At 57.7% G+C, this 17,732-nt stretch carries 21 protein-coding genes; 16 read left to right on the top strand and 5 right to left on the bottom strand.

What is annotated here, in order from left to right:
• The first annotated feature begins 28 nt into the window (after window positions 1–28).
• The 5 genes from flaF (at window position 29) to WC811_RS11335 (ending at window position 2,871) form a co-directional block, all read left to right on the top strand.
• The gene (gene flaF, locus WC811_RS11355; protein WP_372644509.1) at window positions 29–373 is read left to right on the top strand and encodes a flagellar biosynthesis regulator FlaF; all 345 of its coding nucleotides are present in this window, start codon (window positions 29–31) and stop codon (window positions 371–373) included.
• Complete coding sequence (gene flbT, locus WC811_RS11350) at window positions 373–789, top strand: flagellar biosynthesis repressor FlbT (protein ID WP_372644507.1); 417 nt, start codon at window positions 373–375, stop codon at window positions 787–789. Before flaF ends, flbT begins: the two co-directional genes overlap by 1 nt.
• A complete protein-coding gene (gene flgD, locus WC811_RS11345; protein ID WP_372644505.1) occupies window positions 786–1,205 on the top strand; it encodes a flagellar hook assembly protein FlgD in 420 nt (139 codons plus the stop codon). Before flbT ends, flgD begins: the two co-directional genes overlap by 4 nt.
• Window positions 1,202–1,471, top strand: coding sequence for a flagellar biosynthesis protein FliQ (gene fliQ, locus WC811_RS11340; RefSeq protein WP_372644503.1), 270 nt, complete (start codon window positions 1,202–1,204; stop codon window positions 1,469–1,471). Before flgD ends, fliQ begins: the two co-directional genes overlap by 4 nt.
• Before the next feature lie 287 nt (window positions 1,472–1,758).
• Window positions 1,759–2,871: a diguanylate cyclase gene (locus tag WC811_RS11335; RefSeq protein ID WP_372644500.1), complete on the top strand. Its 1,113-nt coding sequence runs from the start codon at window positions 1,759–1,761 to the stop codon at window positions 2,869–2,871.
• A gap of 9 nt (window positions 2,872–2,880) precedes the next feature.
• Here WC811_RS11335 and WC811_RS11330 read toward each other — a convergent pair whose 3' ends face one another.
• Window positions 2,881–3,705 (bottom strand): PilZ domain-containing protein, encoded by an 825-nt coding sequence (locus WC811_RS11330; protein WP_372644498.1) that lies wholly within the window; start codon window positions 3,703–3,705, stop codon window positions 2,881–2,883.
• 49 nt (window positions 3,706–3,754) lie between these two features.
• On the bottom strand, window positions 3,755–5,902 hold the full coding sequence (locus WC811_RS11325; RefSeq protein ID WP_372644496.1) for a putative bifunctional diguanylate cyclase/phosphodiesterase: 2,148 nt from the start codon (window positions 5,900–5,902) through the stop codon (window positions 3,755–3,757).
• Between the two features lie 85 nt (window positions 5,903–5,987).
• Here WC811_RS11325 and WC811_RS11320 point away from each other — a divergent pair, with 85 nt between their 5' ends.
• From WC811_RS11320 to WC811_RS11270, 11 genes are all read left to right on the top strand, one after another.
• On the top strand, window positions 5,988–6,599 hold the full coding sequence (locus WC811_RS11320; protein ID WP_372644494.1) for a PilZ domain-containing protein: 612 nt from the start codon (window positions 5,988–5,990) through the stop codon (window positions 6,597–6,599).
• Window positions 6,600–7,158: 559 nt separating this feature from the next.
• The gene (locus WC811_RS11315; RefSeq protein ID WP_372644492.1) at window positions 7,159–9,486 is read left to right on the top strand and encodes a methyl-accepting chemotaxis protein; all 2,328 of its coding nucleotides are present in this window, start codon (window positions 7,159–7,161) and stop codon (window positions 9,484–9,486) included.
• Window positions 9,486–9,920, top strand: coding sequence for an STAS domain-containing protein (locus WC811_RS11310; protein ID WP_372644490.1), 435 nt, complete (start codon window positions 9,486–9,488; stop codon window positions 9,918–9,920). The genes WC811_RS11315 and WC811_RS11310 overlap by 1 nt, the downstream gene beginning before the upstream one ends.
• On the top strand, window positions 9,917–10,282 hold the full coding sequence (locus tag WC811_RS11305) for a response regulator (protein WP_372644488.1): 366 nt from the start codon (window positions 9,917–9,919) through the stop codon (window positions 10,280–10,282). The genes WC811_RS11310 and WC811_RS11305 overlap by 4 nt, the downstream gene beginning before the upstream one ends.
• Before the next feature lie 15 nt (window positions 10,283–10,297).
• Entirely contained in the window at window positions 10,298–12,442 is a 2,145-nt protein-coding gene (locus tag WC811_RS11300; RefSeq protein ID WP_372644486.1) for a chemotaxis protein CheA, read from the top strand.
• A gap of 5 nt (window positions 12,443–12,447) precedes the next feature.
• A complete protein-coding gene (locus WC811_RS11295; RefSeq protein ID WP_372644484.1) occupies window positions 12,448–12,915 on the top strand; it encodes a chemotaxis protein CheW in 468 nt (155 codons plus the stop codon).
• Window positions 12,912–13,805 carry a protein-glutamate O-methyltransferase CheR gene (locus tag WC811_RS11290; RefSeq protein ID WP_372644482.1) on the top strand — a complete coding sequence of 298 codons (894 nt, stop codon included), beginning with the start codon at window positions 12,912–12,914 and terminating at the stop codon, window positions 13,803–13,805. The genes WC811_RS11295 and WC811_RS11290 overlap by 4 nt, the downstream gene beginning before the upstream one ends.
• Window positions 13,802–14,845 carry a chemotaxis response regulator protein-glutamate methylesterase gene (locus WC811_RS11285; RefSeq protein ID WP_372644480.1) on the top strand — a complete coding sequence of 348 codons (1,044 nt, stop codon included), beginning with the start codon at window positions 13,802–13,804 and terminating at the stop codon, window positions 14,843–14,845. Before WC811_RS11290 ends, WC811_RS11285 begins: the two co-directional genes overlap by 4 nt.
• Window positions 14,846–14,856: 11 nt before the next feature.
• Complete coding sequence (locus tag WC811_RS11280; RefSeq protein WP_372644478.1) at window positions 14,857–15,246, top strand: response regulator; 390 nt, start codon at window positions 14,857–14,859, stop codon at window positions 15,244–15,246.
• Window positions 15,243–15,791, top strand: a complete 549-nt coding sequence (locus WC811_RS11275) for a chemotaxis protein CheD (RefSeq protein WP_372644476.1) — start codon at window positions 15,243–15,245, stop codon at window positions 15,789–15,791. The genes WC811_RS11280 and WC811_RS11275 overlap by 4 nt, the downstream gene beginning before the upstream one ends.
• A gap of 24 nt (window positions 15,792–15,815) precedes the next feature.
• Complete coding sequence (locus WC811_RS11270; protein WP_372644474.1) at window positions 15,816–16,220, top strand: hypothetical protein; 405 nt, start codon at window positions 15,816–15,818, stop codon at window positions 16,218–16,220.
• Between the two features lie 3 nt (window positions 16,221–16,223).
• Here the strand turns inward: WC811_RS11270 and WC811_RS11265 are convergent, their stop codons facing one another.
• From WC811_RS11265 to WC811_RS11255, 3 genes are read right to left on the bottom strand one after another with little or no spacing between them, the layout of a single operon-like run.
• Window positions 16,224–16,787 carry a hypothetical protein gene (locus tag WC811_RS11265; RefSeq protein ID WP_372644472.1) on the bottom strand — a complete coding sequence of 188 codons (564 nt, stop codon included), beginning with the start codon at window positions 16,785–16,787 and terminating at the stop codon, window positions 16,224–16,226.
• Window positions 16,784–17,239 carry a flagellar basal body-associated protein FliL gene (locus WC811_RS11260; protein ID WP_372644470.1) on the bottom strand — a complete coding sequence of 152 codons (456 nt, stop codon included), beginning with the start codon at window positions 17,237–17,239 and terminating at the stop codon, window positions 16,784–16,786. Before WC811_RS11260 ends, WC811_RS11265 begins: the two co-directional genes overlap by 4 nt.
• A complete protein-coding gene (locus tag WC811_RS11255) occupies window positions 17,236–17,727 on the bottom strand; it encodes a hypothetical protein (protein ID WP_372644468.1) in 492 nt (163 codons plus the stop codon). The genes WC811_RS11260 and WC811_RS11255 overlap by 4 nt, the downstream gene beginning before the upstream one ends.
• Between the last annotated feature and the right edge of the window lie 5 nt (window positions 17,728–17,732).

Raw genomic sequence — 17,732 nt, 5'->3', positions numbered from 1 at the left:
CCAAAGGCGGAATTCCGGAAGGCTAAAAATGTACAAGTTCTCATACGAAGAAACGTTGATCGAATCCGGCGGCCGGCAACGCGATAACGAGCGTGAGGCCATCGCGCAGTCCGTCGCGCTCCTGAAATCCGCCGAGAAGGCCGGACCACAGTCGCGCGAAGCCGTCGACGCCATTATTTTCTTGAACAGGCTCTGGAGCTTCTTCCTCGAAGATTTGGCAAAGCCCGAGAACGGATTGCCCGATGACGTCCGCGCGAAGTTGATTTCGATCGGGATTTGGATGCTCAAAGAAGCCCAGGCGATCAGCAATGGTAAATCGCGAAATTTCGCGGGCCTCATCGACGTCTCGAACGTCATCGCGGAAGGTCTTTGATGGCTGGCGGCTTGAAAATTACCCTGCGGGCCGGAGAGCGGATCTTCATCAACGGCGGCGTTCTCCGGGTTGATCGTAAGGTCAGCATCGAGCTGATGAATGACGTCATCTTTCTGCTTGAACAGCACATCATGAAGCCCGAGGATACGACGACGCCTCTTCGGCAATTGTACTTCATGATCCAAATGATGCTGATGGACCCTGCGCTGCATATGAAGGCGCGGACGATGGCGCGAGAGTCGGTATCGAACCTTTTGGCGAGCGTCAGCGATTCCCGGCTCATCCAAGGGCTTCGGGAAACATCCGACATGCTCGATGGCGATCGCGCGTTCGATGCATTGAAAAAAGTTAGATCGCTTCTACCGATAGAAATCATGGTGCAAAACCCAGAAGAACGCAGCAAGGAGGTCGCATGACGACGGTCCCAAGCACGAGCAACAGCGCAGGCGGCGCAGGCGCGTCGACGGCCACCCAGCAGACACCGACGCTCGATTACAACGATTTTCTGCAGCTCATGATCGCTCAGCTGCAAAATCAGGATCCGCTAAACCCGACGGATTCGAGCCAGTTCATGTCGCAGATCGCCGAGTTCTCGAATGTCGAGCAGGGGATTAATACAAACTCCAAGCTCGATCAGCTTCTGGTGAATTCGAATATTTCTCAAGCGAGCACGATGATCGGCTTGGTCATAACGGGTACCGACGGCACCCAAGGTGTTGTTCAGTCGGTTCGCATCGACTCGTCCGGCTCGACGGCGATCCTGACCGACGGCACGCAGGTGCCGATCACCGCAGGCGTCTCGATCGGATACCCGATTTCATCATCATCATGACGGAAGGTGACGCACTGCAGCTTATGCAGCAGGCCATTTGGCTGACGATTGTACTTGCGGGGCCTGTTGTCGGCTCGGCGATGGTTATCGGCGTTGGCGTCGCATTCGTCCAGGCGCTGACGCAGATTCAAGAAATGACGTTGACGTTCGTACCCAAGATTATCGCAGGCTTCGTGATCCTTTTGCTGACCGGTAGCTATAGCGGCAGTTTACTGAAAGTGTTTACCGAGGAACTATTCACGAGAATTGCCGTCGGGTTTAAATAGCGCCCCACTTTTCCATTGTGATTTAACAGCCTCATTTAAATGTTTAGTGAGCGGATGAAACCGCCAACAGACGAAATAGGCAAAAAGAGCATTGCGCGGCTTCCCGACTCATGGTCCGGATACGGATGGTATTCGTTTGAGTTGTGCGCGCCTCTAAGATCGCAAATTCGGAAGTGCACTCGGCTTAATCGCCGAGGAGTTTGACTCACCTAAGTGTCGTGGGTTCTCGCCTTCGGAATCTATTCCGGTAAGGGGGAGACATTTCGCCATCAGATCCGAGCAGGACAATGAGCACATTCGCACTCAGGCAGCTGCCATCGTCTGCAGCCCTTATGTTGGCAAGCGCCGTCGCGATTTTCTGCACGTTTCTCGTGTGGGGCCTCTCGATGCGGTCGGAATTCGATTTGGCGTCTTTCCTGAATTGGTCCGACGTATCCTGGCAAATAGCCGAAGTTGATTCGCGGGGGCGTCTGGTCCGGCTCGGAGCCCATCCGTTTGCCCTGGCTTTGCTGTTCGGCTTTGTCGCGACGGGATGCATGGGCTTCGCTTGGGGTGCATGGCAGTTTTTCGCCGGGCCGTCACGGACGCAACGCGAGGCTGACGAGGGTCTCTCGGACCGGCTCGAAAAAGTCGGCAAGGAACTTGACGATGAAATGACTTCGGTCATGCGCTTGCTTAAGCAGCACCTGGATCTGAGCGGGTCTCATTCCCAATCTCTGACGCAAGCCGGCGAAAGTCTTTTGGGGTCGACGTCACCCGATCGAATACGCGCAATCATACAGTTTCTGATCAGCGAAAATAAGAAAGTCCAGACCGAGGTCAATGATCTCAATGCGCGGCTTCAACAATCGCAACAGCAGATCGACAAACTGCGGGTCAATCTCAGCGACAGCCACCGTTTGGGCATGCTGGACGCGGTAACATCCTTGAAGAATCGTCATTGGCTGGACGTCCATCTCCCGAAGGAAGCGGAGCATGCGGCGACAGCGAACGAATCTCTCTGCATCATCATGGCGGATGTCGATCATTTCAAGCGGATCAACGACACGTTCGGTCACGCCGTCGGCGATGAGATTTTGCGGCGATTTGCGGAGCTTCTCTCCAAGAACATTAAGGGCCGCGATACTGCCGCGCGTTACGGCGGCGAGGAGTTCATTGTCGTTCTTCCGCAGACGCGGCTCTCCGGCGCCAAGAATCTTGGCGAGCAAATTCGCAGCGAGCTAGAGTGCAAGAAGTGGATGCATCATCGGACGGGACAGCCGATCGGTAAAGTCACGGCGTCGTTCGGGATTGCCGAGTTGCGCCGGGGCGAAGAATGCGATGATCTACTGGATCGCGCTGACGCCAAATTGTATGAAGCGAAGGCCGCCGGCAGGAATCGCGTTGTCGTTGACGAATAATATCGCGACTTAGCGCGCAAACAGCGGGTCGCTTGCCGCAAGCGTCTCTTCAAATTGAACATCGAGCTGCTTGTTTCGCATCCAGACAATGGTGCCTCTGATCTTCCGCCCATTCCGAAGCTCGACGATCACGCGTTCTTTGAGCTCGAAGTCCTGATCGCTCTCAAGGCCAATGCCATTGCTCGAAATGTGACGTGCGATGACTGCTGCGTTAACGTTTCGCCCTCTGATCGTGCACGGCTGCACGAGAACATAGCGTCGTGTTTTGCGTCGTTGCGGCAGCACCGGAATTGCGACTTCGCCGATTTGATTGACGCAACTGTACGCGCCGGAAATCGCCGCCTTTAAGAATTTCCCGAGGACAAGAGAATTGCCCGTGTAAAGGCCGCATAACCGCCAGCGAGCCTCGGGCTCGAGGCTCTGGAGCGCCACCTCGCAATCTTCGGTGAGCTTCCGCCAGACGGCCGCGATCTGCTGCAATTTCAACAGCGATATATTGGGGCCGGAGAAGGTGCCTGCGTCGCGAGCGATCGGCAGCGCCAGTCGCTTGGCGTCGGACAAATCGCGATAGATCTTGTTAAGCGAGGCGGAAAGGTCTCGTGGCAGCCCGATCTCATCCCACGTACGAAGTGCCGCCGTTATCACGGGAGATTCGACCGGAAAAAGATTGCTGCACGCACGCAGCTTCCACGCGCGGTTCTCGGCGACGCTCGCGTTCATGCAGCTCGTAATTGCAGCGACCTGCAGCACGGTCCAATGAAATTCGCAAACGAGCGCCTCGAACAGAGCGTGGCCATGCGCGGGTTCGAAAGAAACCGCGGATCGCGTACGCATCGGATTCGAAGGTCCGGAAATTTTGCGGAGAGCTTTCATCGCGGCGACCTCAAAGTGGATTGGCGAAGAGTGTACGGAGTTTCGCGGCCGGGACCGCGCGGGAGAACAGAAAGCCTTGGGCTTCGACACAACCTTCGGCGCGAAGCCGGTCGAGTTGCTGTTCGGTTTCTACGCCTTCCGCAACGCTCGTCATGCCAAGGTTATAGCCAAGTTGGATGATCGACCGCCGCAACGTCGCCGAGCGTTTGACGTTCGCCGCCGACGAGACGAATGATCGGTCGATCTTGATCTTGTCGAACGGGAAGTCCTGGAGGTAACTGAGGGACGAGAATCCGGTGCCGAAATCGTCGATCGAAAATCGAACGCCCATTTTCCGAAGTCGCTCGAGCGTGATCGACGCTGCGTCGCGGTCCTTCATCAATAGCGTTTCGGTGATTTCGAGGATCACGCGCGACAGCGGCATATTCTTCGCCGCATTCGTGACCTTCTCGACAAGATCCTGGTCGCGGAATTGGGCCGGGGAGATATTGACGGCGACCCAGATATCGTCGGGCCAAAGGCTCGCTTCGGCGCAAGCGCGCTTCAGCACCCAGTCGCCAATCTGGCCGATCAGTCCGCATTCCTCGGCGATCGGAATGAACTCCGACGCCGGGATTAGCCCGCGCACCGGATGCGACCACCGAATCAGCGCTTCGCAGCCGACGATTCTGCGCGTCTTGACGTTCACGATCGGCTGGTAATGCAGTTCGAACTTGCTGTTCGCTAGGGCCTCGTGCAGCCCCATGATGATCTGGTGGCGCTTCTGAAGGCGCTCATGCATCGAATGCTCAAAAAATCCAAACGTGCCGCGACCGACCGATTTGGTCCGGTAAAGCGCCATGTCGGCGTTCATCAGAAGCTGCTCGGCATCGTTGCCGTCGGACGGTCCCACCGCGATGCCGATGCTGGTTCCGATCGAGACGGAATTTTCCCCAAGGATGAACGGCTCGGAAAACGCGGCGATGATGCGTTTCGCGAGAGATTCGATTTCTTCGATGGAATGCGGTCCGATTTGGACGATGGCGAATTCGTCGCCACCGATCCGCGCGACCGTGTCGGTTTCCCTCAGTTCCGCTTTCAATCGCTCGCCGACGGCAAACAGCAGCGCATCGCCGACGTGGGGGCCAAGCGTATCATTGATCGTCTTGAACCGATCGATATCGAGACAATGAATGGCAAGCGCCGCGCCGCCTTTCGCCTGCGCCAGTCCCGATCGGACGCGCTCTTGAAACAGCGTGCGGTTTGGCAGCCCGGTCAAAGCGTCCTGATGCTCAAGGCGGCCGATCATTTCCTGATCGCGTTTGCGATCGGTGACATCGAGATGGGCAATGGCGAACCCCCCGCCGGGAAGCGGTGTGCCCCTGATTTCGAGGAATGTCCCATTCGGCCGTCGCCGCTCGAAGATCTGCGCCTCGCCCTTCCGGATCAGTTCAAGACGCGAGTGGACCTGCTCTTCAACGTCTCCCGGTCCGTACTCGCCGCGGATGGCGTTGAAGCGATAAAGTTGCTCCAGCGTCGGCAGGCCATGTTCGAAGAGTTCGTCGGGGTATTCGAGAAGCTGCCGCTGCTTATCATTGATGAGGACAATACGAAGATCGCGGTCGAAGACGGTCAATCCGCCGGGGAAACTGTCCACAACGGCTTGCAGCAACGCGTTGCGGTCTTGCACAGCAACATTGAGATCGACCGCCGCCGTGATGTCGGTCTGGAATGACAGAAAGCCGTTGATACGTTGGCCCGGGCCCCGGAGCGGCAGAACATGCGCGTCGACCCAATAGAACGACCCATCCTTCGCGCGGTTTTTGATCGGCGCGCGCCAGGTGTCCCCCTTCTTGAGCGCTTCAAATGCGGACGTCCAAAACGCGCTCGGGTGATGGCCCGAATTTAAGATCGAATGGGTTTCGCCGAGAAGATCTTTGCGATCGTATTGGCTTATGCGCAGGAAGGCGTCGTTCACATGAATAATGCGGCCTTCAAGGTCGGTGATCGATACGATTCCGAGTTGGTCGAGCGCCGATGCCAACGCTCGAACGCTGGTCGTCAGGCTCCGATCCGGTGCAGCCTTTTTCTTTTTGCGCGCAGGCGTTGTACCCGGTGCGCTCTGATCTAGCCCACCGAGGTCCAAAGCTTTGGCACGTTTAGCCGGAGAGCTCCGCATCGTCCCGCCCGCTTACACTCTGGCCGAATAGTAAACGATATCTGATAATTGGGCGTCCCTAGCGGACCTGCTGCCAAATACGAACATGCCAACCTTTTCTCATCGCCATAAGTCGGCATCATACCTTTGCGCCCGTTCGCTGACGGGGAACAGACCAAGTATTCCAACAATTAGTCTTGAATCTCTTAAGGCCCGATTATTCGCATTTGGGCCGAATCAGGTAGATCGTTACCAATCCGTACACAGAGAAAAAGCGTGTGTGCCAACGGTCGCAAATCTCGCGACTCGGTTCGTCTTCACCGTTAGGGTGATCTTGCAACACGGCGCCGCCGCTTCGACTTCATGTTCAAAGAAGATGCAAGTCGGTAAGACGTATTTCAACCGATCAGGAATATTGAGAGCAACTTTGGCTATAGAGCGTTCAAAAGATCAGCCGAAATTCGGCAAGCGGTCCGCCTTCAAACCGGCCGACCTCGTATTTGACGACGGACAACGGATTGCGGGCACCGTCCTCGAGCTTTCCGATGGGGGAGCCAAAATCAAGGTGTCTGACCCTCAATCGTTGAAAGGCGAATTTTATCTGGAAATACCGAGCGACGATCTGAGCATTCGGTGTCGCGTGGTCCATATTCAGGACGGAATCGTCGATCTCCAAAGCGTAAAGCCGCCTCGGCGTCTTTCGTGGATTAAGAAATAGTTTTCCTGCAGGCCGGGAAAATAAATCTGCGGCATTCGATATATGTCCAGGCGGGCGGTCAAAAAGAAACCCCGGTAAAAGAAGAATGAATTCAAAAGACAGCCGGCATGGCCAGAATCGCCTAAAATAGAATTTCGTGATGTCCGAAATAATAATTTTATTTATGAGGCGCAAATCCACGTCGTAAACGAATTCGATAGTTTTACCGAATAGTTTTATCGAACGGTGGCTTGATTTTCGTAATCATAGGCATGATGCCGCGCAGCCGTGTCGGTCGAGATCCGACATGTTCCAGGCTCTTCGAAGCAGGAACACCCTATGGGCAACGGTCATTCATTTCCGGCATTTGCTGGTCGTCTCTTCATAATGGACGCCAGAATTTGCAATTGGCGAAATCCGTGCCGAACGCGACGACATCTGCGTCGCAGGGAATAGCTCCGCTCGCTCGCGCGATTGAACCTTCTCCCAATTCCCCCCGTCTCGCTGCGCCTCCTTGCCGTATCGGCGCTGCACAGTCTCAAAAAACAACACCGAAAAGATCGAGGAAGCAGGCAAAGCCATGGTCATAGGATATATCAATAGCAATTGGTCGATGTCGCGCAGGCTCGCGCTGATTGTTGCGGCGTTCTTGATTCCATCGTTGGCGCAGCTGTATCTCTATGCCGATCATAAATTTCAGCAGATCGGTGTTATCGATCATGAAATTGACGGCGCCAAACTGGCCTCGGCCGTTTGGGAGCAGATGTCCGCCGAACCGGCGGGCCGCGGCGCCCGTGAAGACAGCGCGGCCCTATTCAACGCAGCCAAGGCGCTTGGTGTCGAGCCGGCGGCCACGGCCTTCGAGAACGCCAAAACGGCGGGAGATCGAGTCCATTTAGGCATTGATCTATTGGATCAGATCGCCAGCTCATCCGGCCTAACGATAGAATCCTCCGCAGACAGCTTCTACGCTCAGGATGTGCTCATTCAGCGGCTGTCAGGTGTAAAGCAGGCCCTCGCCGAGCTGCAAGAAACGCTTGATTCCACGAGCGTTGCAGACGACGTCACGAGCTTGGCAATCAATTACGCGGTACTGCGGCGAACAACCAACAAATTAGACGCCTCATTGCGCAAGCTGTTGAGCGCTGATGATTCCGGTGACGCAAGACGAGCGCTCGGCGACTCGAATACGCAACTCCTCTCGACGCTCAACGGGATAGCATCGCAGATCAAGGCCACGGATTATCGGCGCGCCCTGCTCGGTGCAGATGTGAAAGCATCATTGCTCGATGCCAACAATCTGATTGGCGCGACCGCCAGCGACGTCAGCGGCGTTATCCAGCAGCTCGCTGAGAGACATGCCGCCACCGAGGTCCGCTCTTTATATTGGACGTTGGGTCTCCTCGTCGCTTCGACGATCCTCGCCGTCGTAATGGTATCTCTTCTCTCGAAGGGGATATCTCAGCGGCTATCCAATCTCGTTCGGACGATGGAGCAGCTCAGCCATAAAGATCTGAGCGTTGTTATCCCGCATCTTTCAGATACGAACGAAAATGGCCAGATCGCGAATGCGCTCTCGCGATTCAAGGAAACGTCGATCGAAAACAAGTCCATGACGGATGCCGCCGTTGATGCTGCCAAAGGTCAGCAGGAGCAAAGCGAGCATTATGCGCGTGAGCACGAACGCTTCATGGATGCGTTCACAGCCGCGGCCGAGCGCATCGCCAGCGGGGACTTTTCGCACCGCATTACCGAAAAAGTGATCCATGAATATGAGCCGATCATCGGCCAGATGAACCTCATGATGGGTCAGCTTGAGAGCGCGCAAGTAAGCAAAATCGAAGCGGAAAAGCAGATCAATTTGATTGTCGATGCGATCGGCCAGGGGCTGTCCGATCTCGCGGAAGGCGATCTCGAAGCCTCGGTTGAAATCGAGGTTGCGCCGGAGTTCGAGAAGTTGAAGAGCGACTTCAATTCCGCCGCCTCGCAGCTCAAGAGCACCATTGAGCTCGTGAAGAGAGGCACGGGGAATATCCGCACCGGCACGGAAGAAATTTCGCAGGCTTCCGACGATCTCTCGCGCCGAACTGAAAATCAGGCCGCGAGCCTCGAGGAGACGGCCGCGGCGGTGAAGGAAATCACGGATACCGTCAACAAGACGGCGCGGGGAGCAACCCATGCACGCGAGACGGTGTCCGTCGCGAAGTCGGACGCGGAGAAAAGCGGCGAAGTCGTTCGCAAGGCCATCGCTGCGATGAATGGCATCGAGACTTCCTCCAAGCAGATCAGCCAGATTATCGGAGTGATCGACGAGATAGCATTCCAGACGAACCTTCTGGCTCTCAATGCCGGCGTCGAAGCCGCTCGCGCAGGCGATGCAGGTCGCGGATTCGCCGTCGTTGCATCGGAAGTTCGGGCCTTGGCTCAGCGCTCCGCCGAAGCGGCAAAGGAGATCAAGGGCTTGATATCTGCGTCGACGGGCCAGGTCGCCCAAGGCGTCCAGTTGGTTGGCGAAACAGGATTGGCATTGACTCGAATCGTCTCGCAAGTCGCGGAAATCAACACGATCGTCGGCGATATTGCGACAAGCGCCAACGAGCAGGCCCATGGCCTTGAGCAAGTCAACACCGCCATCAACGAGATGGATCAGGTGACCCAGCAAAACGCCGCAATGGTCGAACAGGCAACCGCCGCTACGCAAACCCTCGCGCAGCAGACCGAGGAACTCGTGCGCCTCGTCAGCCGCTTCCGGACAGGCGCCGACACGGTCGTGGCGATGGCCCCACGTCGCGAACAGCCGAAACAGGCCATTCGTGCCGGGCGCGTCATCACGAAGAAGAAGGTATCCGCCGCAGGCGGCAGCCGCGGCACCGCTTCCGCTGCTGACGCCGGCTGGGAGGAATTCTGATGGCGCGTAAGAATTCAAAATCGCCTCGGACAAAGACCGTCATCCACGGTGACCGCGGCAAACCATCGGCGAAATACTCAAAGCCATCACGCAAGAAGACAATGGTCGCTAAGGCAAGCGGCGCGGAAAGCTCCAGTTCGGCAGAAGTCATCCCGCCGTCCGCATTGGTTCTGCCGGAATCACTCGATTCATCCGCAGCCGCGGGCATAAGAGACATTCTGCTGGCGCGTCGCGGATCGCCGCTGGTCGTCGATGCTGGACAGGTCCGGCGGACGGGCATGCAGGCTGTGCAAGTGTTGATAGCGGCGGCGCGGACGTGGCGGGCTGACGGTCATAGCTATGCCGTGACCAATTCAACCGACGAATTTCTCGATACGCTGGCCCTAGTCGGTCTGTCGCGCGAACATGTTCTCGTTGAAGGAATGAACGGATGACCCAAACGATACTTACGGTCGATGACTCCCGCACGATGCGCGACATGCTGCGAATGGCGCTCGCGGAAGCTGGTTATAACGTGCTGCAAGCCGAAGACGGCGTGCATGGCCTCGAAGTGTTGCAGACGGCGATGCCGGATGTGATCGTGACCGACATCAACATGCCAAAAATGGACGGCTTTGGGTTGATCGAGGCGGTGCGTAAAGACAGCCGGTATCGTCGCGTTCCCATTCTCGTTCTCACGACGGAAAGCGATGCCGCGAAGAAAATGCGGGCCAAAGAAGCCGGCGCGACGGGATGGATCGTCAAGCCGTTCGAGCCAACAAAGCTGATTGCAGCGATCAAACGCGTCGCAGCCTAATCAAAGAGAAGTGCAATGACCGTCGATACGATGGCCGCCATCCGCCAGACCTTTTTCCAAGAGTGCGAAGAGCAGCTCTCGGAAATGGAGGTCGGGCTACTCGCGATGGATGAGGGAAATGCCGATTCCGAGACGGTCAACGCCGTATTCCGCGCAGTTCATTCGATCAAGGGCGGAGCGGGCGCGTTCAAGTTGACGGCGCTCGTACAGTTTGCGCACGCCTTCGAGACCGCGCTCGATCATGTTCGCGGCGGCAAACTGGCGCCAACGTCGGACGCGATGAAGGTCATGCTTCGCGCCGCCGACGTACTGGCAGATCTCGTCGAGGGTGCGCGCGACGGCAACGACATCGACGAATCGAGCTATGCTGGCGTCGCGGCGGACGTCAAAGCGCTGACGGCGACTGATGGTGTCGAAGAGATTGAGGAAGTTATCGACTTCCAGCCGATGGTCATCGACTTCGCGATGCCGGAGATCGCACCCGAACCGCCCGCGCCGACCCAGCAAGAATATCGCATTCGGTTTGCGCCTCGGGCCGAGCTTTATGCGAACGCCAACGAAGCGGCTCTGATAATCCGCGAGCTTTCGCGCCTCGGCAGCATCGAAGTGACCTGCGACGCCGCCGCCGTTCCGGACCTTGACGCAGTCGATCCCGAGGGCGCCTATCTGTCCTGGGAGATTACGCTTTCATCCGAAGCGCCAATCGAAGCGGTCCGCGAAGTTTTCGAATTCGTCGATGGTGAAGCAGAAATCAGCATCGAGACGGATGGTCAGTCGGACGTTTCCGATGCCGATATCGCCGCGCTGCTGGCTCAGGCTCTCGGCAATGCATCGGCGGCTTCACCGGAAGCAGTCGCCGAAGAGGCTGATCGGCTTCCACCCGAAGTTCACGCGATGGACGCCGCCGCGCCGCTGCAGACAGCAGAGACGCAAAAAGTCGCCGTGACTCCGACGCAAACGACCATTCGCGTGGAGTTCGATCGCGTCGATCGCTTGATCAATCTCGTGGGCGAACTCGTGATCAACCAGGCGATGCTGTCTCAGCGCGTCATCGAAGCGAATTTTGCGGGCTCGTCGTCGGTCGTCATCGGCCTCGAAGAACTCGAGCAGCTGACGCGCGAGATTCAGGAAAGCGTGATGGCAATCCGCGCTCAACCCGTTAAGCCACTCTTTCAACGCATGTCGCGCATCGCCCGCGAGGTCGCTGACGCAACCGGCAAGCAGGTACGTTTGAAAACCGACGGCGAAGCGACGGAAGTCGACAAGACGGTCGTCGAACGTCTTGCCGATCCATTGACGCATATGATCCGCAACGCTGTCGATCATGGCATCGAATCGCCGGAAGCGCGCGCCGCCGCCGGAAAGCCAGCGGAAGGAACAGTGCGCCTCAGCGCCGCGCACCGTTCGGGGCGGATTGTGATCGAAATATCGGATGATGGCGCGGGCATCGATCGGCCCAAGGTGCGCGCCTCCGCGATCAAGAAAGGGTTGATATCGCCGGACGCACAACTCTCCGACAACGATATCGATAATCTGCTTTTCTTGCCGGGATTTTCTACCGCTGCCACCATCTCAAACATCTCGGGACGTGGCGTTGGGATGGATGTCGTGAAGCGCTCGATTTTGGCGCTCGGCGGCCGAATATCGATCTCGTCGCGTCCAGGTCTGGGCTCGACCTTTTCAATGAGCCTCCCACTGACGCTCGCGGTCCTCGACGGCATGGCGGTGTCAGTCGCCGGCCAAACACTGGTCGTTCCTCTGACGGCCATTGTGGAAACGCTGAAGCCTAAGAAGGGTGAAATCCACGCGCTCGGCTCCGAGGGACGCGTGATGGCGATACGCAATGCGTTTATCCCAGTCGTTGACGTTGGGACTCAACTCGGATTTCGCGATGGCCCCGCAGATCCCCAACGTAGCGTCGCCATTCTCGTGGAGACTGGCGGAGGCGCGCGGAATGTTCTGCTTGTCGATTCCATCCAGGATCAACGGCAGGTCGTCATCAAGAGCCTCGAAGCGAATTACGGAACAGTTGCGGGTATCGCGGCGGCGACGATTCTCGGCGATGGCCGCGTCGCCCTCATTCTCGATGTTGATGCGTTGGTCACCGGATCATTTCAAGATCAGCACGTTGACGAAGTGCGCTTTGGGACAGGAGGATAAACCTCATGCAAGACTTCCATTTGTCTGCAAATGCCGTTAATCGCGAATTCGTTGCGTTCCGCGTCGGAGCGCAGGAGTTCTGCATCGACATCATGGGGGTCCGCGAAATCCGCGGTTGGACCCAAGCGACACCGTTGCCGCATTCTCCGGCTTACGTTCGCGGCGTTATCAATTTACGTGGCGCCGTTCTGCCCATTGTCGATCTCGCCATGCGATTCGGATTGGGATTGACTGAGCCGACTCCGAGAAGCGTCATCATCGTCGTGCAGATAAACCAGCAGGTGGTCGGTCTTCTCGTCGACGCCGTATCGGACATCCTGACCGTGTCGGAAGCATCGATGCAGCCTACCCCGGATATTGCATCCGACTTGGCCAAGACCTTCGTCAAAGGCGTATATGCGATCGACGGTCGGATGATCAGCATCGTCTCGCTTGATTGCGTGCTGCCAATCAGCGCTAAGGCGGCCGCATGACCCCGGCTGAGAAAGCGGATTTGTCGGCTTCATCCGGCGCCCTCGTTACAGGCGAGTTCGCGTTTTCCGACGCGAATTTTCGGGAGATCGCGCGCATTGCTAAGGCGGAAGCCGGCATCGACTTGCCCCAGTCGAAGGCGACGCTCGTTTATTCGCGTCTCGCCAAGCGTCTTCGCGCCCTCGGCATCCCGACGTTCTCCGATTATTGCGCCACTGTTCAGGAGGACGACGAAGAGCGCAACAGTATGATCGCTGCGTTGACGACAAACGTCACGCGCTTCTTCCGTGAGCCGCATCACTTCGAGCATCTTCGAACTGAAATCTTGGCGCCGCTCGCAGAGTCCGCCCGCCGCGGAAAGCGAATCCGGCTTTGGTCCGCCGCCTGTTCCACCGGGCAAGAGCCGTATTCAATGGCGTTGACGGTCCTGTCCGCCATCCCGGACGCTGCGTCCCTCGACATTCGCATTCTCGCGACTGACCTCAATCCTCACGTTGTGGCCCACGGCAAGAACGGCTGCTATCAAAAAGAAGAGCTGAAGGATATTCCCCCGAACCTGCGCGCCAAGGGGTTTGCGGCCGTTGCCGGCGATGCCCGAGACTCCATGATGCGCGTCACCGATGAAGTGCGATCCCTCGTTTCATTTCGCGAACTCAATCTCATGGGTTCGTGGCCGTTCAACGGTCCGTTCGACGCGATCTTCTGCAGGAATGTCGTGATCTATTTCGATCAAGAAACGCAAAGCATGATCTGGACCCGATTGGGGCGATTGCTGCGAGACCACGGCGCACTTTATATCGGACATTCCGAACGCGTTTCCGGCCCTGCGAGCACATCGCTGTCCACTGATGGCATCACCACCTATCGCAAGAAAGGCGGAGCGGCGTCATGAAGAAGGTCAAGGTGCTTGTGGTCGACGACTCATCCACCATGCGTGGCTTGATCGCGAACGCGCTCGCGAGAGATCCTGATATTGAAGTGGTCGGTCAAGCGGAAGATCCCATTCAGGCGCGCCAAGCCATCAAGGCGCTTCATCCGGATGTCGTGACTCTCGACGTCGAGATGCCCAACATGAACGGGCTCGATTTCCTCGAAAAGATCATGCGCCTGCGACCGATGCCGGTGATCATGGTGTCGACATTGACCGGGCGTGGCGCCGACGAGACAATTCAGGCGCTCGAACTCGGTGCGATTGATTGTATCGAGAAGCCGCGCCCCGGAAATGAGCACAGCTTCGAGGAGCTGCCCTACAAGGTCAAGATCGCCGCGTCCGCGCGCGTTCGTCCGCTCGCCGATTCCGAGGCCAACGCTAGAAACGCCACGAATTCCCGAGTCTCGCATAAATCGTATGTTGCTGACGGGCGCGTTCTCGCGATTGGTGCTTCGACCGGTGGCGTCGAAGCGCTAATGGCACTCCTTTCGGAATTTCCCGAAAACTGTCCGCCGACCGTTATCACGCAGCATATGCCGCCGGCGTTCACACGGAGCTTTGCAAACCGTCTCGATAGATTGTGCGCGCCGAAGGTTCAGGAAGCGACGGATCGGGCGAAGCTGGTTCCGGGAAGCGTATTTCTCGCGCCGGGTGGCACAGAGCACTTGGAGATAACCGCCGACTTACGTTGTCGATTGAAATCAGGCGAGCGCGTCAACGGCCACTGCCCATCGGTCGACGTTTTGTTCGAGTCGGTCGCACGCTCGTGCAAAGGCAACGCTGTCGGCGTGATTTTAACGGGCATGGGCAGGGACGGCGCCGCCGGATTGCTCGCGATGCGCAACGCGGGGGCCAAAACATTCGGCCAAAGCGAAGGAAGCTGCATCGTCTACGGGATGCCGAAAGCGGCATTCGAAGCGGGCGCGGTCGAGAAGCAGCTCCCGCTAGATAAATTGGCCTCGGCCATCATCGCGGAAACGTCAACGAACAAGAAGAACTAGGAGGCAAAGTCATGCCGTCAATGCAGCAACTCTCGATTTTGGTCGTCGATGACACCTCTGTCAGCCGCGCGCTGCTGACGGATGGTCTCGATCAGATCGGATTGAAGTCGTTCAAGGTCGCCAAGGACGGCGAAGAGGGACTCAAGATAATGATGACGGCGCCATGCCACCTCGTCATCTCGGACTACAACATGCCAAAGATCGACGGCATCCAATTGCTTCGAGCGCTCCGCCAGCACGCACCGACGAGCAAGGTCGGTTTTATCCTGGTCACGGGCAAGGGCGACAAGGCTCTGATCGATGAAGGCAAGAAGTGGGGCCTCAACAACTTTTTGGCTAAGCCCTTCGCGGTGCCGCAATTGAAAGCCTGCATCGAGGCCGTGGTTGGGAAGTTGACATGAATCCCGCACTCTCAGCGGATAAACGCGTCCACATCATTCAGGGCGAATTCTTCGTCTCCGCGGACCGAGACGTCATGGTGACGACGATCCTCGGATCGTGCGTGGCCGCGTGCATTCGCGATCCGCTCGCTGGAGTCGGCGGAATAAATCACTTCCTGCTACCGGGAAATCTGAGTACGGCAAGAAACGATGAGGCCGAGCGCATGGGCGTGCACCTCATGGAACTGCTCGTGAACGGCCTCTTGAAGGCGGGCGCTCGCCGCGATCGTCTCGAGGCGAAGTTGTTCGGTGGCGCCCGCACCATGCGGGCTCATTCCGATATCGGAAAGAAGAACGCGGACTTCGCACAACGCTTCCTTCAAGCCGAGGGAATTTCCTACGCTGGCGGCAGCACCGGCGGATTGCAAGGGCGCCGCATTCAGTATTGGCCCGTCTCTGGGCGCGCGCGGCAGATCATGCTTACCGGCCCGACGGACACGGAACTGCCAGCACGGCTTCCCGCTGAGTCGGTTGATAGCAATGCCGGCGAGCTCGAACTTTTCTAGAGGCCGCAGTCAGGAAATAAGACGATGACAAATGACGGTAGCGGCGACCATAACGACCAGCGGCAGACGAATTTGCCGGTTCCGGACGTGCTTCTCACAGTCTCCAACGAAGTGCGGATGCTGGCGGACTCGGCAGGAGATCTCCAGAGCTTGATCGGCAATCTCGTGGTCGCCGGCGCTTTCGGCGGTTCGCAATCGATCTACGAATTGCAGAGCCTAGACCGGCTCTGTCAAAATCTCGGCGCGGTGGCTGATTTTCTCCACGGGCTCTCTGGGCACGTCTCTCCCGAATGGAAAGTCGATGTCCGGCGTGCCGCCGAAACCGTTAAACTCGCGGACGTCTCCGAGCGATTGACCGGCAGAAATGCTGCAAGCGGCGACACGACCGGAGAGTTCGAAGAGTTCGAGAGCTGGCCGGTGACCGGCTAAGCCTTACGAGCCGACGAATTCCCGCGCAGCTTCGACCGAGACGAAACGGCGGCGGCCGACAAGCGTGTCGATCTCGATCGATCCATCCTCGTATTCCAGAAAGTCTCGGCCTGCGAGCTGACCACCGACGACAGGCTGGGCCGGTTGCGGCAGCGGCGGCGGAACCGGGTCGATGCGTAGCGGCGGCGTCCTGCGCGTGGGCATAATAGCCCGCGCCCCCTTCACGCCTGCGCCGATCCGCACGAGTGAACTGCGGCGTTCGATGACTGGCAGCAGCTTCATCGTCACGGCGCCGATCAGGATGCTTTGCACGATCGCGAGCGCCATCAAACGGTGGATCCAGATCTCGGGCGAATCCGATTGCAGAGCTGAATAACCGATCGCGAAGATCGCGAGCGACAGAAACCCAAGTCCGGCGAATACGGAAAACGCCGCAATACCGCCGCGCCGCCCCGACGGCTGCGGCTTACTCATAAGACCCGCATCGCGCGTCAAACGCACTTTGAGTTCGGCTGCGGATTTCCGAAAGACGGCATCGAAGCCGAAGTCGCTATCAATCGAGGTCATAGTTTCCTCATCATGTCTTGTTTGGAGAGATAGGCCCAACTATCGATCATCACGTCCTTGACGACGTCTCGGCCCATGCGTTTGTTCGCGCCGGTTGCAACACTCGCGGCAAGCTCGTTGATCACCTGCTTGCGTCCGGTCTTCATGTCTTCTGGCGCTTTTTCGTAGATCAGGCGGAAGGCTTCATCGGCAACGAAGACGTCCGGCTGAACCGTGCTGAGCTTCGCAAGATCCATATCCGCGACGAACTGCAGTCGCATCACCACATAGCCGAGAACCTGCCCGTCGGTCAGAAGCGGCACGCTGACCATGCGCGTCTTCATCATCTGAAGTTTGCTTTGCGGTTCCTGGCTGCTCGATGCATTGGCGTTCGCCTTCCACGTCATCGCGCCGTAGAGGCCGCCGATGGTCGATAAGCAGGTGAGAACGGCCAGAATCAGAGTCCGGATCACAACGCGCTCCGATACGGGCCGATGTTCCGCGTATACGTACCGTCGGATTCGGCACTCTGGATTGCCTCGGAAAGCATAGCCGTGATTTCCCTGACGGCGTCGAGATGCAAGCGGATCTTGCGCAAATTGATCGCGAGTTTTTCGCGGAACATCTGCAGCCGCATTTCGAGATCTTGATTGACGTCGCTGCTTTTCAGACGCCGCATCGCTTGATTGAGATCGACGAGACCCTGGCTCTTACGATCGTTCGAAGCCTTAAGGTCGAAGTTCGGCGCTTTATCGAGCGCGACCGTCTCCTCGTCGAGATATCCTTCGATACGGCGCAGGACCGCAAAGACGACCCCGCGCGCCGCTTCTGAATCATGAACGGACGGCCGATGCTGCGGGGCGCCACGACGGCCGCCATGCGCGGCGCTGCCTCCGAGTGCGACGGCATCAGTCGAAGATTGAGAAGGTCGAATGTTCGCGTCTACCACCGGGGCGCTCATATCTG

This window comes from Hyphomicrobium sp., assembly GCF_041659645.1.
Taxonomy (GTDB): domain Bacteria; phylum Pseudomonadota; class Alphaproteobacteria; order Rhizobiales; family Hyphomicrobiaceae; genus Hyphomicrobium_B.
Note: the sequence above shows the minus strand (reverse complement) of the source record. Positions and strands in the feature narration are given on the sequence as shown.

Bases quoted from the DNA above. Each gene is read 5' to 3' on its own strand.
- flaF (WP_372644509.1), top strand. From the start codon at position 29: ATGTACAAGTTCTCATACGAAGAAACGTTGATCGAATCCGGCGGCCGG.
- flbT (WP_372644507.1), top strand. From the start codon at position 373: ATGGCTGGCGGCTTGAAAATTACCCTGCGGGCCGGAGAGCGGATCTTC.
- flgD (WP_372644505.1), top strand. From the start codon at position 786: ATGACGACGGTCCCAAGCACGAGCAACAGCGCAGGCGGCGCAGGCGCG.
- fliQ (WP_372644503.1), top strand. From the start codon at position 1,202: ATGACGGAAGGTGACGCACTGCAGCTTATGCAGCAGGCCATTTGGCTG.
- WC811_RS11335 (WP_372644500.1), top strand. From the start codon at position 1,759: ATGAGCACATTCGCACTCAGGCAGCTGCCATCGTCTGCAGCCCTTATG.
- WC811_RS11330 (WP_372644498.1), bottom strand. From the start codon at position 3,705: ATGCGTACGCGATCCGCGGTTTCTTTCGAACCCGCGCATGGCCACGCT.
- WC811_RS11325 (WP_372644496.1), bottom strand. From the start codon at position 5,902: ATGCGGAGCTCTCCGGCTAAACGTGCCAAAGCTTTGGACCTCGGTGGG.
- WC811_RS11320 (WP_372644494.1), top strand. From the start codon at position 5,988: ATGCCAACCTTTTCTCATCGCCATAAGTCGGCATCATACCTTTGCGCC.
- WC811_RS11315 (WP_372644492.1), top strand. From the start codon at position 7,159: ATGGTCATAGGATATATCAATAGCAATTGGTCGATGTCGCGCAGGCTC.
- WC811_RS11310 (WP_372644490.1), top strand. From the start codon at position 9,486: ATGGCGCGTAAGAATTCAAAATCGCCTCGGACAAAGACCGTCATCCAC.
- WC811_RS11305 (WP_372644488.1), top strand. From the start codon at position 9,917: ATGACCCAAACGATACTTACGGTCGATGACTCCCGCACGATGCGCGAC.
- WC811_RS11300 (WP_372644486.1), top strand. From the start codon at position 10,298: ATGACCGTCGATACGATGGCCGCCATCCGCCAGACCTTTTTCCAAGAG.
- WC811_RS11295 (WP_372644484.1), top strand. From the start codon at position 12,448: ATGCAAGACTTCCATTTGTCTGCAAATGCCGTTAATCGCGAATTCGTT.
- WC811_RS11290 (WP_372644482.1), top strand. From the start codon at position 12,912: ATGACCCCGGCTGAGAAAGCGGATTTGTCGGCTTCATCCGGCGCCCTC.
- WC811_RS11285 (WP_372644480.1), top strand. From the start codon at position 13,802: ATGAAGAAGGTCAAGGTGCTTGTGGTCGACGACTCATCCACCATGCGT.
- WC811_RS11280 (WP_372644478.1), top strand. From the start codon at position 14,857: ATGCCGTCAATGCAGCAACTCTCGATTTTGGTCGTCGATGACACCTCT.
- WC811_RS11275 (WP_372644476.1), top strand. From the start codon at position 15,243: ATGAATCCCGCACTCTCAGCGGATAAACGCGTCCACATCATTCAGGGC.
- WC811_RS11270 (WP_372644474.1), top strand. From the start codon at position 15,816: ATGACAAATGACGGTAGCGGCGACCATAACGACCAGCGGCAGACGAAT.
- WC811_RS11265 (WP_372644472.1), bottom strand. From the start codon at position 16,787: ATGACCTCGATTGATAGCGACTTCGGCTTCGATGCCGTCTTTCGGAAA.
- WC811_RS11255 (WP_372644468.1), bottom strand. From the start codon at position 17,727: ATGAGCGCCCCGGTGGTAGACGCGAACATTCGACCTTCTCAATCTTCG.